The sequence below is a fragment of the Candidatus Hydrogenedentota bacterium genome, from assembly GCA_019637335.1.
GTDB lineage: Bacteria > Hydrogenedentota > Hydrogenedentia > Hydrogenedentales > JAEUWI01 > JAEUWI01.
The window spans coordinates 159,550-177,240 of sequence record JAHBVV010000003.1; the positions used below are offsets into that span (position 1 = coordinate 159,550).

At 66.6% G+C, this 17,691-nt stretch carries 13 protein-coding genes; 10 read left to right on the forward strand and 3 right to left on the reverse strand.

Annotation, left to right across the window (positions count from 1 at the left end):
- Positions 1-412: 412 nt before the first annotated feature.
- Both KF886_05900 and KF886_05905 read right to left on the reverse strand, forming a co-directional pair.
- Positions 413-1,651: a leucine-rich repeat domain-containing protein gene (locus tag KF886_05900; GenBank protein MBX3176869.1), complete on the reverse strand. Its 1,239-nt coding sequence runs from the start codon at positions 1,649-1,651 to the stop codon at positions 413-415.
- Positions 1,652-1,750: 99 nt separating this feature from the next.
- Complete coding sequence (locus KF886_05905) at positions 1,751-2,479, reverse strand: 16S rRNA (uracil(1498)-N(3))-methyltransferase (GenBank protein ID MBX3176870.1); 729 nt, start codon at positions 2,477-2,479, stop codon at positions 1,751-1,753.
- A gap of 369 nt (positions 2,480-2,848) precedes the next feature.
- Between KF886_05905 and KF886_05910 the strand changes: the two genes are divergently transcribed.
- The 10 genes from KF886_05910 to KF886_05955 all read left to right on the forward strand — a co-directional run bounded on the left by KF886_05910 (position 2,849) and on the right by KF886_05955 (position 16,805).
- Positions 2,849-3,445 carry a hypothetical protein gene (locus KF886_05910; GenBank protein MBX3176871.1) on the forward strand — a complete coding sequence of 199 codons (597 nt, stop codon included), beginning with the start codon at positions 2,849-2,851 and terminating at the stop codon, positions 3,443-3,445.
- Between the two features lie 121 nt (positions 3,446-3,566).
- Positions 3,567-4,847 (forward strand): 3-phosphoshikimate 1-carboxyvinyltransferase, encoded by a 1,281-nt coding sequence (gene aroA, locus KF886_05915; GenBank protein ID MBX3176872.1) that lies wholly within the window; start codon positions 3,567-3,569, stop codon positions 4,845-4,847.
- A gap of 60 nt (positions 4,848-4,907) precedes the next feature.
- Entirely contained in the window at positions 4,908-6,146 is a 1,239-nt protein-coding gene (locus KF886_05920; protein MBX3176873.1) for a GNAT family N-acetyltransferase, read from the forward strand.
- A gap of 359 nt (positions 6,147-6,505) precedes the next feature.
- Positions 6,506-8,359 (forward strand): PQQ-binding-like beta-propeller repeat protein, encoded by a 1,854-nt coding sequence (locus KF886_05925; protein ID MBX3176874.1) that lies wholly within the window; start codon positions 6,506-6,508, stop codon positions 8,357-8,359.
- A 149-nt stretch (positions 8,360-8,508) separates the two neighbouring features.
- Positions 8,509-9,930 (forward strand): hypothetical protein, encoded by a 1,422-nt coding sequence (locus tag KF886_05930; GenBank protein ID MBX3176875.1) that lies wholly within the window; start codon positions 8,509-8,511, stop codon positions 9,928-9,930.
- A gap of 140 nt (positions 9,931-10,070) precedes the next feature.
- A complete protein-coding gene (gene pbpC / locus KF886_05935; protein ID MBX3176876.1) occupies positions 10,071-12,329 on the forward strand; it encodes a penicillin-binding protein 1C in 2,259 nt (752 codons plus the stop codon).
- Positions 12,329-14,050 (forward strand): glycosyltransferase family 39 protein, encoded by a 1,722-nt coding sequence (locus KF886_05940; protein ID MBX3176877.1) that lies wholly within the window; start codon positions 12,329-12,331, stop codon positions 14,048-14,050. The genes pbpC and KF886_05940 overlap by 1 nt, the downstream gene beginning before the upstream one ends.
- 2 nt (positions 14,051-14,052) lie before the next feature.
- Positions 14,053-14,766, forward strand: coding sequence for a glycosyltransferase family 2 protein (locus KF886_05945; protein MBX3176878.1), 714 nt, complete (start codon positions 14,053-14,055; stop codon positions 14,764-14,766).
- A gap of 2 nt (positions 14,767-14,768) precedes the next feature.
- Entirely contained in the window at positions 14,769-15,866 is a 1,098-nt protein-coding gene (locus KF886_05950) for a DegT/DnrJ/EryC1/StrS family aminotransferase (GenBank protein MBX3176879.1), read from the forward strand.
- 237 nt (positions 15,867-16,103) lie between these two features.
- Positions 16,104-16,805, forward strand: a complete 702-nt coding sequence (locus KF886_05955) for a hypothetical protein (GenBank protein ID MBX3176880.1) — start codon at positions 16,104-16,106, stop codon at positions 16,803-16,805.
- A 7-nt stretch (positions 16,806-16,812) separates the two neighbouring features.
- On the opposite strand, the gene KF886_05960 is transcribed toward KF886_05955, so the two are convergent.
- Positions 16,813-17,610 (reverse strand): ankyrin repeat domain-containing protein, encoded by a 798-nt coding sequence (locus KF886_05960; protein ID MBX3176881.1) that lies wholly within the window; start codon positions 17,608-17,610, stop codon positions 16,813-16,815.
- Positions 17,611-17,691 lie beyond the last annotated feature (81 nt).

The window sequence follows — 17,691 nt, forward strand, 5'->3', positions numbered from 1 at the left end:
GAGCGAGTGAATCGAAACTGCGCCAACGGCGCACGATCATACCAGCCTGGGCCATCGGCCCACGCGCCATTCGACCGCCCTCACATTCAGGGCCGTACGCCCGTTTCGTATGAAACGGAGTTGGCAGGGTTACGATTTCGTTGGAAGGGCGTCAATGTTTTCGAAGTTCGCACCGTATTTCCGGTCTTGAGGCAAGAATACCACGAGGTGGAAGGCGGCTTTCCGCTGCGCCAACGGCGCACGATCATACCAGCCTGGGCCATCGGCCCAGGTAACATGCGTCCCTCCTCAGCTCCAGGGCCGAAGGCCCGCTTCATATGAAACGGAAGAAGCGCCGCAACAGAGTCTCCAGCGACCGCTCGACGCCCGCCAACCGGCGCCTACAAGACCGGCGTAATCCAGACCTGACGGGTTATTCCAGCCCGCACCGCTGGTCCACCTCGACCAGCACGCCGCGGAGTTCGAGCGTTGGGATTGCGTTGCACAGCGACACCGTGTTCAACGGGTTTCCCGTGAGGCGCAGGATATCGTTGCGCCCGAGGCCCGCATTTCGCACGAGGGGGGAGATGTTCTGAATCTGGTTTCGCTGGAGCGTGAGCAACTGCAACCGCTCCAATCCCGCCAGCGCGTCCACGGTCACGATCTGATTCGCCGAGAGCTGAAGCGCGCGCAGGTTCACCAGTTCCGCCAGGGGACCGATGTTCTGAATCAGGCATTCGAATAGCACCAGCTCCTCCAGATTTGTGAGCCCCGCGAGCGATCGCAACTCGTAAATGTCCGTCGCGGCCAGATCGAGAAACACCAGCCCGGTGAGCCCCGCGATCGCCACGAGCGCATCGCCATTCCCGGCCCCGTCGATCACCTCGCTCTGGCGGATACCCGTAAACGCCAGGGACAGCTCGCGCAGCGCCGTCAGGTGGCGCAGCGTGCGGATGTCCTCCAGGTCCGGGTTCTGCTCCAGATTGAGCAGGGCCAACCGCGCCAGGGGCTCCAGCGGGCGGATGTTGCTCACCGCGTTCACCCCCAGATCCAGCGTATGCAGGTTGGTGAGGTTCGCGATCGGGCTCAAATTGCGCACGTTGTTGTTGCGCAGGTTCAGCGCTTCCAGGCCGCGCAGCGATGCCAGCGGGCCAATGTCCGTTATCGCGTTCGATTCCAGTATCAGCGTCTTCAAATTCGTGGCGTGTTCCAGGCCCGACAGGTTGGAGATTCCCGCGCCCGTGGCGTCAAACGCCGTCAGCCGCTCCAGATCCGCCACGCGAATGCTTGCCGAAGGTATCCCAAGCGCCCCCCGCAGCGCCGCGTCCAACCGCGTATCCGGAAACCGCACGATCTGACGCACCTGGATGTAGTCCTGGCGAAAACGGATGCCCGTCCCGCGCACCGTCTCGATGCGCAACGTGACGCTGTACGTCCCGCGGTTCTGGTAGGTGTACACCGGGTTGCGCGCCGTGCTCGTGCCCCCATCGCCAAAGGTCCAGTTCCAGCTCAGGATCTGGTCGCCCAGCGTGTCGCTCCGGTCCTGAAACGTCACCGTGAGCGGCAGGTCGCCCTCCGTCACCGCCGCCTCGAAATCCGCAACCGGACCGAAGAGGCTGCAACTCCCCAGCATCAGGGCCAGGCCCGCCATGACTAAGATCTGTAGACGCATCGCCAGTACGCTTCCTTTACCTGTCCCTGCCTCACACCGGACGCCAACCCGGTCCGGCGGCGGCCACGCGCCTCAGTATAGGGCATTGCGCCCCGCAATTCACCCCGCAAGCGGACCGAGCCGCCCCAAATGATGCTGGATCAGCGTCAACCCCGTCAGCGCCGCCATTTCCGACCGCAGCGTGTAGGCGCCCAGCGAGATCCCGCATGCGCCCCGCGTTCGCGCCAGCGCCAGCTCTTCCGCGCTGAAGTCGCCCTCGGGCCCCACGATATACGCCAGGTCCCGGGTCTGCGACAACGCCGAGAGCGGCTGGTGGGGGCCTTCCATCGCGGCGATCGCCAGCGCCGCCTCCGGAAGCGCGTCAAGCGCTTCCGCCAGCGATTCCGCGATCGCGAACGCGGGTGTCCAAACGCGCCCGCACTGCTTGCAGGCCTCAATCGCCAGTCGCTCCCACTTCTCGTGCGGGCGCGGCTTCTTCTCCGAATGTTCCGCGCGAAAAAACACAATGCGATCCACGCCCAGCACCGTAGCCTCGCGCACCAGGTCGTCCAGCACCTTGTCCCGGTGGAGCCACGCCTGAACCAGTGTGACTCGCGGCGTTGCGCGCGGCGTAAAGCGCGAACCCGTTACGCGCACCCGCACCTCGTTGCGGTTTACCTCCGAAACGACGCCGCTCCAGCCGTTGCCCTGCCCGTCGAACAGCTCCACCGGCGCGCCGCAACGGATGCGGAGCACCCGCGTCGCATGGTGGGATTCCTCGCGCGTGAGTACGGCATCCTCCCCCTCGGGAACGCCGCCGGGCTGGTAAAAACGGTGCAAATGGGCCATAGCGCATGATACCGTATGCGTCCGGAGTAAGTACATCGGTGACACTTTAGCCGTATGAAGTAGCGTCAGCCCTTTATCGTCATGCCGCGAATCTACGACATGAGTGCGCAAGGCTGGGAGCGCAGGCGTCCCCGCCTGCAATGCACCGGAGGTGCATGGAGTGTTTCCGACATGGGCACATTTGAAGGGGGAGCAGGTTGGACCTGGGCTACCGCCGTTTATAAGATTCGCGCCTTCGGCGCGGTGCAGGCGGGCCGCCTGCGCTCCCATTGGTCCGCACTTCCGTTGCGGCGCGGGATGCTGTCGTCCAGGAATCAAGTCAGCTTCATATCGGTAAGGTAATACGTACATCGCAGGGAGTAGCCACCAATGCGCCGCAACGGCAGGACGTTATTTGCATATTGCGGGGTCATCCTCGCCGCGGCGCTCTTCGCGGGATGCGGCGCCGATCAAGGCGCGACCGCGCCCGGCCCGGAAGATGCCGCGCCCGCCCCCGAGGCGCCCGCCGCGCCGGATGGACCGGATCCCGCGCCCGACACCGACGCCGACAATCCGGTCGACACACCCGTTGAAGAGGTGGCGGACGGGGACTTCGAGTTCACCGTGCGCCAGTCCGCGCCCGCCTATTCCCCCGGGAAAACCCTCACCGTTACCGTGACCATGGCCTATTCCGGCGCGGAACCCGTGACCGCGCTCGCCCTCGAAACCGCGCTGCCGCCCGGCTGGCAATACGCCGGGGTGGCGGGGGAATTGCGCCCTTCTGTCGAGCCCCCCGCCGGCATGCGGCGCGAGCTTACCTTCGTGTGGATCAACGTCCCGGAATTCCCCGCCACCTTCGAATTCGCCCTCGATGCACCGGATACCGCAACGGATCCCGCGCCTCTCGTGACCCGGGCCCGCTACCGCGGTTTGGGCAGCGAAAAACAGTCAAATTCCGATACACTCCACGTCGATCCCGCCCCGTAATCCGTTGCGCCGCAAACCCGCTTTTTGACACCCGCCGGCCCCAGTGCCTATGATCACGCATTCCCGCCCGACCCCGTTGGGCTGAATTCCCCCACATGTTCTTCGGAAGGCCCGCATTGCCATGAAACTCCTCGTCGAAGGCGCGCCGCTGCGCGGCGAAGCCGTTATCCCCGGTTCCAAATCCCACAGTATTCGCGCCGTCGCCATCGCCTCGCTCGCGCCCGGCGAAAGCCTGATCCGGGAGCCTCTCGATTCCGCCGACGCCCGCGCCGCCTTTCGCGCCTACCGCCTCCTCGGCGCCCAGATCACCGACGAAGGCGATGTGTGGCGCGTCCAGGGCACGGGCGGCCGCCCGAAAACCCCCGAGGACGTCATCGACGTCGCCAATTCCGGAACCACCATGCGCATCGCCCTGGCCAGCGCGGCGCTCAATCCGGACGGCATCACCGTACTGACCGGCGACAAGCAGGTCCGCAGCCGTCCCTGTGGCCCGCTTGCGCAATCGCTCAACGACCTCGGCGCCCGCGTGCGCGCCACGCGCGGCGGCAGCAACCCGCCTTTCGTCGTCGAGGGCACGCTGCGCGGCGGCGAAACCTCCATTGAAGCCGTCACCAGCCAATACGTCAGCGCCCTGCTCATCAACGCCCCGCTCGCCGAGGGTGACACGCACCTGCGCGTTCCCCTGCTCAACGAGCGCCCCTATGTCGGCATCACGCTCGACTGGGTCGCGCGCCAGGGCATCCGGGTCGACGCCGCCGACGACTGGAGCGAGTTCCACATCCCCGGCGGCCAGACCTACCAGCCCGTCGATCGCCGCATCCCGGGGGATTTCTCCTCCGCCACCTTTTTCCTCGCCGCCGGCGCACTGCAGGACAACGAAATCTTCTGCGCCGGCCTCGACATGACCGACACCCAGGGCGACAAGGCCGTCGTCGACTACCTCAAGCAGATGGGCGCCGAGGTGCGCATAGAGGAAGGGGGTATAAACGTCCGCGCGAAGTCCCTCGTGGGTTGCGAGATCGACATGAACGCCACGCCCGACGCGCTACCCATGATGGCCGTGCTCGGCTGCTTCGCGCGGGGTGAAACCCGCCTCGTGAACGTGCCGCAGGCGCGCCTCAAGGAGACCGACCGCATCGCCGTGATGCGCGAGGAGCTCTCCAAGATGGGCGCGAAGATTACCGAGCTGCCCGACGGGCTCGTCATCGAGGAAAGCGCGCTGTATCCCGCCGAAGTCGAGGGACACGACGACCACCGCGTGGTAATGTCCCTGGCCATCGCGGGCGCGATGTTGCCCGGTACGACCACCATTAACGGATACGAAGCGGTTAATATTACGTTCCCGACCTTCTGCGATGTCATGCGGGGCCTCGGCGGCCACACGCGTATCGTGGGCGACTGATCCAGGCGCGCGCCCGCGCCGGCCCCGGTGCGTCCTGAACCACACACAGGAGATCTCCCGGTGGAATGGCGCTACTTTGATCCCGGCCAGGACCTCGACGCTGCCATCCGGCTCTGGCACGACATCGGCTGGATGAACCGGGAAGCGGCCGGCGCACGGCCGGGCATGGAGGCCTACACCGCCGCCTGCACCGGCTACGTCGCGCTCGTGCACGGCCTGCCGGAGTGCTTTGTCTTTCAGACGCCCGGAAATCTTCGCCACGGTCACGCGGAACTGCCCCTCTGCGCGGTCGCCGGCGTGGCCACCAGCCGAAACGCGCGCAAGCAGGGGCTTGCCCTCCGCCTCACCGCGCGCGCCATCGCCGAGGCCGCCGTCCAGGGCGCCGCCATCGCCGGCCTCAGCACCTTCGAGCAGGGCTTCTACAACCGCATCGGCTTCGGCAGCGCGGCCTATGAACATACGTGGAGCCTCGACCCCGCGCGCCTGACCGTCACCGGCGCGGTCCGCCCGCCGCACCGCCTGGAGAACCTGCCCGCCGAGGCCCTGCACGAAGCCCGGCGCAATCGACACCGCGCGCACGGCAGCGTAACGCTCGATTCCCCGCTCATGACCCGCGCCACCATGTTGCGCACGCCCAACGGCTTCGGGCTCGGTTATTCTGACGACCCCAAGGAAACGCCCAGCCACGGCCTCTGGTGCGGAACCGCCAACCCGGGACACGGCCCCTACACCATCGAATTCCTGGCCTGGAAGACCCCGGCGCAGTTTCGCGAACTCCTGGGCCTCATCCGCCAGTGGGGCGATCAGGTGCGCCTCGTGGTCCTGCCCGAACCCGCCGGCATCCAGCTCCAGGACCTCATCGATCGCCCCACGCAGCACTACTGGAGCACCGAAGGCGGCAATTTCGCCAGCGGAAACCGCGCCCACGCCTATTATCAGTACCGCATCCTCGATCTCGGCGCCTGCGTCCGCGCAACGCGCCTCGCCACGCCGCCGCTCGATTTCAACCTCCAGCTCCACGACCCCATGCAGGCGCATCCCGTGCCCGGCGTGGACTGGAACGGGATTGCCGGCGGCTACACCGTCCGTCTCGGCCCCGAGAGCGACCTCCGCGACGGGCACGACCCCGCCCTGCCCGTCCTCACCGCCTCCGCCGGCGCATTCACCCGGCTCTGGCTCGGCGTACGCCCCGCCACCGGCCTCGCCGTCACCGACGAGCTCGCCGGCCCGCCCGAACTCCTCGCCGCACTCGACGAAACCCTCCGACTCCCCGCCCCCGTAACCGACTGGCGCTTCTGACCCACCGCCCCACAACCACCGCAATCCTCCAGCGGGCGCCGAGCAAGGATCGCGGGCATTCCTGCCCGCGGCAACGACCGCTTCGATTTCCACAACACCACACCCCCCTTAATCCACCGTACATCAATCCCGTGCCACGCGATCGCGCCCCAGCGCGTTCGTGTGCCTGGAGCAACGCACACTTGGGGCCGCTAACACCACCCCGCACGAGCGGCTCAACAGGAGCATTTGAACATTCGCACCCTGCGAAACCACCCGCAACCACCCCAAACCACCCCACACCCCCTTGAACCGCTCCACAACACGCGGGCATACTCGCCTTGCCCCATACTCCTTTCCAAGCCCCGGAGCTTCAACCCATGACCCGCCAGCCCTTCGCAGCCGCCGTCGCAATACTGCTTCCGATCCTCTGCGCCATCCCAGCCGCCGCCACCGCCTCCCCCGATCACGAATGGCGTTTCTACGGCCAGGATCCCGGTGGCGCCCGCTATTCCACCCTCGACCAGATCAACCGCGAAAACGTCACCCGCCTCGAACGCGCCTGGGTCTACCGAACCGGCGACATCGCCGAGGGCCGCGCGCACTACGCCGAATGCACCCCGCTCGTCGTCGACGGCGTCCTCTACGTCATCACGCCCTTCTCGCGCCTCATCGCAATCGACGCCCGCACCGGCCAGGAGCAATTCCGCTTCACGCCCGATCCGCCCCTCGACCTCCGCGAAACCGACGGCGGCGGCCTCGCCAGCCGGGGCGTGACCTACTGGGCCGCCGGCGACAAACGCCGCATCTTTCTGCCCGTGCGTGACGGTCGCGTCTTTTCCATCGACCTCGACACCCGCCAGCCCGACCCCGCCTTCGGCGATAACGGCTGCCTCGACCTCCGCGCGGGGCTTCCCGGAGAGGGCCGCCACTTCTTCCTCAGCTCGCCGCCCGCCGTCTGCCAGGACATCCTGCTCCAGCCCTACGGCATCTCCGATTCCTCCCGCATCACCCGGAACTACGTCCCCCTCCGCGCATTCGACGCCCACACCGGCGCCCTCGCGTGGACCTTCGACACCGTGCCGCGTCCCGGGTCGTTTGGCTACGACACCTGGGCCGCCGGAAGCGCCGAAAACCGCGCCGGCTGCAACCCCTGGGCCCCGGTCAGCGCCGATCTCGAACGCGGCATCTTCTACGTCGCCACCGGCGCGCCGAACAGCGACAAGTACGGCGGCGACCGCCACGGCGACAACCTCTTTGCAAATAGCATCCTCGCCCTTGACGCGCGGACCGGCGCGCTGCGGTGGCACTTTCAGACCGTGCGCCACGATCTCTGGGATTACGACCTGCCCGCCATGCCCGCGCTTTTCGAGGTGGAGCGTGGGGGAGAGGCCATACCCGCCGTCGCCGTCGTCGGGAAGACCGGGCTGACTTATACGTTCAACCGCGTGACCGGCGAGCCGCTCTTTCCCATTGAAGACCAGCCCGTCCCCGGGAGCGACGTGCCCGGAGAACAGGCCGCGGCCACGCAGCCCGTGCCCGTGAAACCGCCCGCCTTCGCCCGCCGATCCATGACGCGGGGCGACCTCCATTCCACGGATCCGGATGCGCTGGAAGCCCTCCAGGCGGAGTTTGATACCTATCGCAATGAAGGCCCCTTCACACCACCCTCGCAACAGGGGACCATCGTGCTGCCCGGCCAGCTCGGCGGCGCGAACTGGTCCGGCGCCGCCATTGCCCCCGGCGGCATGCTCTACGTAACCGCCAACGAACTCCCCTACATCACCACGGTCGCCGAGAGCGATTGGCCGCTCGGCGTAACCCCCTCGGCCCGCCACTTCCTCGATTCGAAAGGTTACCCCGCCATCAAGCCGCCCTGGGGCACTGTCACGAAGCTCGATCTCGCAAAGGGCGACCTCGTGTGGCAGCGCCCCCTCGGGAATCACGAAGGCGTGGACTGGGCCGGCCCAACCGGTACGATGAATTTCGGCGGCGCCACCGTCACGGCCGGCGGACTCCTCTTCGTGGCCGCCGCGCTCGACGCGAAGCTCCGCGCATTCGACACCGACACCGGCGATCTCCTCGCCGAGTTCCCGCTCGACTCCGCCGGCCAGGGCGCGCCCGTCACGTACCTCGGCGCGGATGGAACGCAATTCGTCGCCGTATTCGCGGGTGGCGGCGGCAAGGGCGCGGCGCCCCCCGGGGACTATGTGATCGCGTTTCGCCTGAAATAGCGGGCGATCGCGTGGGACGGTCTGGGACGTATTGCTTTCGGGGGCATCGACAATGTATTGTCCTGCCCCGCCGCGGGGCATTGTACTCAGCCCGCGGGATTTCCCCCCGGAGGGCTGTTTCCATGCGTTTCAATGCTGTCGTTCCGATCATGAGTTTTCTTCTGGCGCTTTCGGCCCTGGCCGATATCCCGATCGAGATCGGCAGCGGCAAACAGCTCTTCATCGACTATCGATTCGTCGCGCGAAGCGAGAATGTCTCCATGTCAATGAACCAGGCGCAGAAACTGGGCATGATTCAAATGGAGGATGGCAGCCATGTCGCGGCCTATCCGAGCCGCGCCATCGACGCCGGGGGCCGCATTCGCCTATACGCCGGAGCCGATGGCGTTTCGATACTTGAAAGCGAGGATGGGATCCGCTTTCGACATACTGGCCAGAGCATTGCCCGCGGCATTTTCACTACCATCTTTCTGGACGAGCACGATCCCGATCCGTCTCGGCGCTACAAGCTTTTCTGGACGCTGTTCGATGAGCCGTTTGACCCGTCGGAGCACGGGGTCTTCGCTGCGTATTCGGCGGATGGCCTCGACTTTACGGACGTTGGGCAGGTCCTCCCGTTCTTTATCGACAACCCGGCCATCGTTATGTGGGATCCGCGTATCGGAAAGTACGTCATCTATACCCGTGCGTTCAATTACGGCGGGGAGAACCAGCGGCAGGTCGGGCGTATCGAAACGGACGATGTGCTCAAGCCCTGGCCCTATATACAGCGCGCCGAGCGCCGCGATCGCCTGTCGCTGCACGATGTGCCGGTCGTGCTTTCGGCCGATGCCGAGGACGATCCCCACTCCGACATCTACTTCAACGCTGCGTTCATATACCCCTGGGCGCAGGATGTCTACTTGATGTTTACATCGCAATTCCGGCATTTTTCCCCGGATCGGCAGCCGTTTATCCGGCCCCGGGCCGAAGGATCCTGGGAGGACTACGGCCTGCTTGAGGTACAAGTCGCTGTAAGCCGGGACGGTATCCACTGGTCCAGGCCGCGCCGTGAACCGTTGTTTCCCACAGGGCTCGCCGACGAGTGGGATCGGTGGTATGCCGTAATGGGGCCCGGCGTTGTCCGCCGTGGAAACTACCTCTACCAGTACTACACGTCGAGCGGGCGCACGCACGATTCGGTGGTGCTCCGCCCCGAGTATGACGAGTCGCCTACCCCCGGCGGCATCGGCGTTTTGCGCCAGCGGCTGGACGGGTATTTCTCGATGGACACGGACCATCTCGGCGGGTGGCTGGAGACGCCTCCAATAGTCTTTCAAGGCAATCGATTGCGCCTCAACATTGATACCGGATCGATGGGCTCGGCCTTTGTGGAGTTGCGCGACGTGGACGGAAATCCCATTCCAGGCTATTCCCTCGGCGAGTGCGAGGAAATCGGTGGCAATTTCATTGACCAGACGGTCTACTGGGGCGGGCGCCACGATGTCTCCGCGCTCGCCGGAATGCCCGTGCGCATGTACATCGTGCTCGTGCGCGGGAAGCTGTACGCGTTCCAATTCACACGGGACTAGGCCCTCCCGGGCAGCGCGCCTTCCTTTCCTTCGGCGAACTTTTCCCGCCCACGCGGGATCAAGCAACTGGTAGAACGCCGGTGCTACAATAGCCGGAGATCAAGCCGGGTGACTGCATGAAGAAAAGCAGAAAAAGTTTGATGCGGCGATCACGTTGGGCCATCGTGGTTTCCGGCGCCGCCTTCACAGCCGTGCTGTTCCTTGGCGCGGCGGCCGGGCTCGCCTGGGCCCTGCTTCCGCCTCTGGATCCCGCCCCCTACCTCCGCGCCGTCGCTTCGGGGCAGCTTCTTGATCGCGGCGGAAAGACGCTCTATGTCGCGCTGAACCGGGAAGGAAACTGGTCGCTGCCCGGCGCCGCCGATGACTTCAGCCCCTACCTCCGCCAGGCCACCATCGCCGCGGAAGACCAGCGCTTTCACGCGCATCCCGGCGTCGATCCCATCGCCGTGCTTCGCGCCGCCTGGCAAAACATCCGGCAGGGCGGCGTAGCGTCCGGCGCCTCCACGCTCACCATGCAGCTCGTGAAGCTCGAAGGCTTGGACAGCCGCCGTCCGGCGGGAAAACTCGCCCAGGCCGTTTACGCACTCCGCCTCGAAAAAGCCGCCGAAAAGGACGCCATCCTCGACGCCTACCTCAACCGCGCGCCCTACGGCATGAATCTCATTGGGGCGGACGCCGCGGCCTGGCGCTACTTCGGAAAGCGCGCGCAAACCCTGAACCTGCCCGAGGCCGCCCTCCTCGCGGGCCTGCCGCGCGCGCCGAGCCGGCTGAACCCGCTCGCGCACCCGGAACGCGCCAGGGAACGCCGCGATTACGTCCTGCGCCGGATGCACGCCGAGGGCTTCATCGACGCCACGCAACGCGATCAGGCGCTCGCGGCGCCCGTGAACGCGGCCTGGCGAGATTTCCCGCGCCACGCCCCGCACCTGGCCGTGCCCCTGGCGGCGCCGCTCGCGGCGGGGGAGAGGGTCACGCTTACCCTCGACCAGGCCCTGCAGGCGCGACTCGAAACCCTGTTGCCCCACTACCTCAAACGCTTCAACGGGAGCATCTCCAACGGCGCGCTCCTGGTCGTTGATGTGGAGACCGGCGATCTCCTCGCGCGCGTCGGATCCGCCGGTTTCTTCGCCACGCCCGGCGGCGGCCAGGTGGACAGCTGCCTGGCGCCCCGATCCCCCGGCTCCACACTCAAGCCCTTCCTCTTCGGCTGGGCCATGGAGCGGCAACTGCTCTATCCGAGCGAGGTCCTCCTCGACGAAGTCCTGGATTACGGCGGCTACAACCCCGGGAATTTCGACGGGCTCTTCAATGGCCCCGTCACGGCCACAGAAGCGCTCCGCTACTCGCTGAACGTGCCCTCGGTCGCCCTGCTGGGCCGGAGCGGCGTGGCGGGCTTCCACGATTGGCTCGGGAAGGCGGGCATGACCACCTTGCACCGCACCCCGGAGGAATACGGCCTGGGCCTCGTCCTGGGCAACTGCGAGGCGCGCCTGGAAGAGCTCGCGCGCCTCTACCTGTCCATCGCCAGCCTCGGCGAACGCAATGAACTCCGCCTGACCGGCGCCGAGCCCCCACAACCCGCCATTTTCAGTCCGGAGGTCTGCCGCATGCTCTACGCCATGCTCGCGCAGCCCTTCCCGGAGGAGCTGTCCCCGGGCCTCACCCGGACCGGCGGAAACGCACTGCCCGTATGCTGGAAGACCGGCACCTCCACGGGCTACCACGACGCCTGGACCTTCGCCTTCAACCGCCACTACCTCGTCGCGGTCTGGCTCGGCAACAATTCCGGCGCCACGGCCCGCCAACTCATCGGCGCGCGCGCGGCCCTGCCCCTCGCCTCGCGGATCTTCCGGGAACTCCCGCCGAAGAACGGCCCCGCGTGGCCCGCGCCCGAAGCATCGGACAAGGAGGTCGCCATGTGCGCGCTCTCGGGACTTCCCGCCACGGAAGGGTGCCCCGAAACCGCCCGCTGGCGCCTGCCCGCATCCTTCTGGCGGAGCCGCGTCTGCGCCCTGCACCCCGTGTCGCGCCTCGGCATCGCCGCCCGCGCCGAACGCCCCGCCGGCCCCGCATCGTGGGATCTCGCCACGCTTGCGGCGCGTCCCACCGGGGAGGTCGCCGCCACCCCGATTCGCGCGCTTGGCATTACCGTCCCCGCGAATGGCGCCGAATTTCTGCTCACCGGCGTGGATGGGGGGGACCAAGTACGGTTGCAATCGACGCTCGGCGAATCGGAAGCCGTGCACTGGTACGTGGATGATCGCTATCTGGGCGCCTCCGGACCGGATGCGCCCATCTTCTGGGCGCTCACCTCCGGTGCGCACAGGGTCACGTGCGTGGCGCACGACGGGCGGACGGCAAGCGCCCGTTTTACCGTCGCGCGGCCCGGAAACACGTGATGGCGGATTCCGCCGGGGAGGGAGTCGAGGCGTACGAGTCACACCCGCGCCTGCGCGATGCCGCAAGGGTGCTGGCGGTGCTGTGTTTCGTCTGTACGGCCTTCACCGCGGCGGGCGCCATCGTGCTCATCGGCTACACCCGCGCCAATCCCGATCTCGACGCCATCCAGCTGCCGGGCGGGCTCCTCGTCCGCGCCGTGCTCTTCTCCCTGGCGACCGCCGCCGCGGCCGCAGCTGTCTGGGCGTTGCGCGGTCCCGAAACCGCGCCCCGGGACGCCAGGCCGGAGTACCGCGCGCCAGGCGCCTGGGGCCGTCCCGGGCTGGCGCTCGTCGCCGTCCTAGTCGCTACCGCCGTACTGCTGTCGGCGCGCGTTTCGATCTACCCCTGGGCCGCGCCGGATGAGGTGCACCACCTCGTCGTGGCCCGAAACCTGGCCCTTCACGGAAGCTACGCCTCCGGCCATCCCGACGCCGGCTTCCTCTATTTTGACTCCTTCGACTCCGTCGGCCCCACCGTGATCGCGCCGATCGCCCTGGCCTTTCGCGCGTTCGGGCTCGATCTCGCTGTCGCCCGCCATGTCATGGTCGCGTTTTTCCTGCTGCTCTGCCTCGCGCAGTACTTTCTCGCCCGGCGGCTCTTTGCTCCCTGGACCGCGGTCGCCAGCGTCGCGCTGCTCGTGGGAACGGTGTCGTCGACCTATCTCGGCCGCACGCTTTACGGGGAGGTCCCGGCCTACGCCTTCCTGCTCCTCGGCCTGCTCGCCTGGGGCGCCGCACTCGAACGGCCGCGCGCCATGGGATACGGCCTGCTCGCCGGTTTCCTCGTGGCCGCCGCCGTCCTCACCAAAACTATCCTCGCGCTCGTCGCCTTCAGCTTCCTGGGGGCCTGGCTCTACGACCGCGCGACCGATCGCGCCATCCGCTGGCCTCACGTGCTCTGGCCTGTCGCCGGTGGCCTGGCCACAATGGGGGCCTGGGCCCTCATCCAGCGGTGGCACGCGCCCGCCAACGCCGATCCCGGCGGCGTGCTCGCGATCTACCAGCACTACCTCCTCTTCGGCGTCGGCAGTGCGGGGCGCGCGTTCCAGCACGCCATCCTGCCCCACCCGGTGACCCACCTCGCCATGCTGGCCGTGCTCGCGCTTGCCATCGCGTCGGGCTTTCGTGGGCCCCGCCGCCTGCCCGCGCTCGTGCTCCTCCTTTTCGCGGTGTTCATGGGCTACTGGTGGTTCTTCTTCACCCCGGGCCACCTGCACCGCTACCTCTGGAACAGCTACGCCATCCTCGCCCTGTTCGCGGCCCCGTGGCTCTGCCGCGCCCTGGCCGAACTGGCCCGACCGGAATTTCCCGCAAGGCGGCGGATCGCGGCGCTCGCCTGCGCCATCCTCCTCGCCGCTCCACAGGCGCGCTGGATCGCGTTCCAGGCCCGCGAAATCGCCACAAATTCCGAAATGCATCCAGAGTATGCGCTGATTGGCGCGGTCGAGGCCCTGCCCGCCGATCAGCGGATTGCCACCGACGTGGAACGCCTCCCGGGCCTGCTCCATTTCTTCGCCGGCAGGCGCGTGGAGACCGGCGAAGATCCGGTGGCCCTGCTCGCGGCGTACGACACCGTGATCGCGCGCGATTCCCCCGCGCTGCGCGGCGTGCTCCACGATGGGATCCGTGTGCAACCGGCGGGCGCCTTTGTGCTACTGTCTATCGCTGAAAACCCGGAGTAAACATGGCCCGATTACGCGTTTCCATCTTCTATCCCTGCTACAACGACTGGGGGACCATGGGCAGCATGGTCATGCTCTCCCGCCAGACCGCCGAGCGCCTGGATCTCGACTACGACCTGACCATCGTGGACGACGGAAGCGCCGATCAGACCCAGGCCCTGCTCGACGAGATAGAGAAGACCTTCCCGGACGTCAATATCATCCGCCACGAGAAGAACCGCGGCTACGGCGGCGCGCTGCGCAGCGGTTTCGCGGCGGCGACGGGCGACTGGATCTTCTACACCGACGGCGACGCGCAGTACGATGTCCGGGAGTTGGATCGCCTCGTCGCCCTGGCGGGTGACGGCGTGGACGTCGTCCAGGGCTACAAAATAACCCGCCACGACCCCCTGCACCGCATCGTGATCGGGCGCATCTACCACCACATCGTGAAGCTCGCCTTCGGCCTGAAAATACGCGACGTTGACTGCGACTTCCGGCTGATCCGGAGAACCGTTTTTGATACGGTGGCCCTCAAAAGCGACAGCGGCGTGATCTGCGCCGAAATGATGGTCAAAATACAGCGCGCCGGATTTCGCGTCGTCGAGGCCCCTGTGCACCACTACGAACGCCACCACGGAAAGTCGCAGTTCTTCAATGTGCCGCGTATTCTTCGGGTGGCGCGCAACCTGACTGGACTATGGATCCGCATGGTTGTGCTGCGGAGGGATGGCTAGCCGTGATACCATTCGTCGAACTCCAGACGCAGTTTCGCGAACTGGAAGGCGAGATCCGCGCCGCCATCGACCGCGTCCTCGCAAGAGGATGGTTCGTTCTCGGCGAGGAGTGCGCGGCCTTCGAGCGGGAGTTTGCCGACGCCATCGGCGTCGCGCATGCCGTGGGGGTCGGTTCCGGCACCGACGCCATCCAGCTCGCCCTGCGCGCAGCCGGCGCCGGGCCCGGGTGCGAGGTCATCACCGCCGCCAACACCTGCGTCCCCACCATTACCGCCATTGCCGCCTGCGGCGCGCGCCCCGTGCTCGTGGACGCGCATCCCGACACCCTCACAATGGACCCGGTGAAGCTCCCCGGGGCCATTTCCGCCTCCACGCGCGCCATTGTCCCGGTGCACCTCTACGGGCATCCGTGCGACATGGACCCGATTTGTGAAATTGCCGGCGCGCACGGCATCGCCGTCGTGGAGGACTGCGCGCAGGCCCACGGATCCCGCTACAAGGGAAGGCCATGCGGCACGCTGGGCCACTTCGCCGCCTTCAGCTTCTACCCCTCCAAGAACCTCGGCGCTATGGGCGACGCCGGCGCCGTCACGGTCCAGGATCCGGAGCAGGCCGCCCTCCTCAAAAAGCTGCGCAATTACGGCGAGGAAACCCGCTATTTACATACGGTGCAGGGGATCAACAGCCGCCTCGATGAAGTACAGGCCGCCATCTTGCGCGCGAAGTTGCCCCATCTGGACGCCTGGAACACGTCGCGCCGAGAGATTGCGGCCCGATACGACCAGGCGCTTGCCGATCTTCCCATCGACCTGCCGCCCCGCGCGCCCTGGGCCGAATCGAACCGCCATCTGTACCCCATTCGCACGAGCGATCGGGATGCGCTCCAGGCCCGCCTCCGCGACGCCGGAATTCAGACGCTCATTCACTATCCCGTGCCGGTTCACCTCCAACCGGCCTACGCGGGTCTGGGCTACGGCCCCGGCGCCTTTCCCCGGGCCGAGGCCGCCTGCGCGCGGGTGCTGTCCCTGCCGCTGTATCCCGAACTCCCCGCGGATCACCAGGATCGCGTGGTCGCCGCACTACGCCAATTCTTCGCGTAAAACCGCAAAAGCGGCGTTGCGTTTTTCCCGGCCAGGTGCTATCCTCAACCTCAGTGAGCACAAATCCAAAGGTTCTGACTGGAGGGCTATTGCATGCGGCAGCCGCGCGGATTCACACTCCTCGAATTACTCGTCGTCATTTCCATCATCAGTATCCTCGCCGCCATGCTCCTGCCCGGACTCTCCCGGGCCCGCGAGGCGGCGCGCCGGGCCAGTTGCTCGAACAACCTGCGCCAGATGGGGCTCGCATTCACCATGTACGCCAGCGAATCCCAGGGAGAGTACCCCACAATCCAGCGCTACATCGGCGACCAATGCGATATCAAGAACAAGCGGGTGCTTATGTTCGACGGGAAGTCGATCTATCCCGAGTACCTGGCCGATGCGCGCGTCCTGGTGTGCCCGTCCGGCCTGGACGCCGTTCAGGAGCAGCGCGTCGGGCGATGGAGTCGCCCCGACGGCCCCGGGGGGTCCCGTGAGGGCGGCTCCGCAAACCCCTGCCTGTTCGACCAGCTCTCCTATTTCTACCTGGGCTGGATCGTCACGACTCGGATGATCGAGGAGGTGGGTACCAAGGACGTCAGCCCCGCGTTTCGCGACGCCTTCCGCGAGGTACTCGAAGGCGATTCCCCGGAGGCCTTCGGGCAGTCCTGGAGTTTTACGGATGAATTCGGCGAGCAACGCCAGGTGCTCCGGCTGAAGGAGGGCATCGAACGCTTCCAGATCACGGATATCAACAACCCGTCCACCGCGAATATCTCGCAGAGTATCGTTGCGGTAATGTACGACCGCATCGATCTCGACCCCAGGGGCTTCAACCACGTTCCCGGCGGAACGAATGTCCTCTTTATGGATGGGCACGTCGAGTGGGTGAAGTATCCGGGCCCCTTCCCGACCAACCGCGCCTGGGCCACACTCGTGGACGAGCTGAACGTGTAAGCGCGTTCTACTGGCGTCCGCCGGCCTGCCAGATCAGCTCCGCGACCGCCATTTGTTGCGCCTCTACCGCCACACCCAGCGGCGTCAGGCGCGCCCGGTTACGCGCGTTGGGGTCGGCCCCCGCCGTCAGTAGCGCGCGCACCGCATCCAGGTCGTCATGGCGCGCCGCGAGGTGCAGCGCCGTATTGCCTTCGCCGTCCGCAAGTTCGGGCTTCGCCCCCCGCTGCACCAGGAAACTTGTGACGGTGGGATGCCCCTTCTGGAGCGCCAGGAGCAGGGGCGTGAGGCCTTCCTGGTCCAGCGTGTTGGGATCCGGCTTCCCGGAGGGGCCATGTCCCGACCAGTCGCGGTAGATGGTGTCCAGGATGGGGAGGTTCCCCTTGAACGCCGCCAGGTGCACGGGCGTCCAGCCCTCCGGCGTCGCCCGGGAAGCCGCCGCACCATAACTCATCAGCGTCTCCACCATCTTCTGGTGGCCCCGCCATACCGCCAGGTGAATCGCTTCCCACCCATCGCTCGTCGTCATCGACGGATCCGCATGGTTGCGGAGGAGCAGCGTCGCAAGCTCGATGTCGTTGTTCTTCGCCGCCGTGTGGAGCGGCGTGATACCGTCCAGATCCGGCGCGTTAACCTTGGCCCCGTTCTCGATGAGCTTGCGCACCGCCTCGATATCGCCATCCCGCGCCGCCTTGTGAATTTCCAGGAAACCCATGTGATCGCGCTGGCGGTTGACGCGCGCCTCGCACCCGGCAAGCGCAACCACCACACATACCGCCGCAAGCCATGCCGCAAGATAGCTTCTCATATCGACTCGCCCTTGAATCCCGGTTTTCCCGGCGCGACAATACGCCCCGCAACAAACCCATCCTACCATGGCCATGCCGGG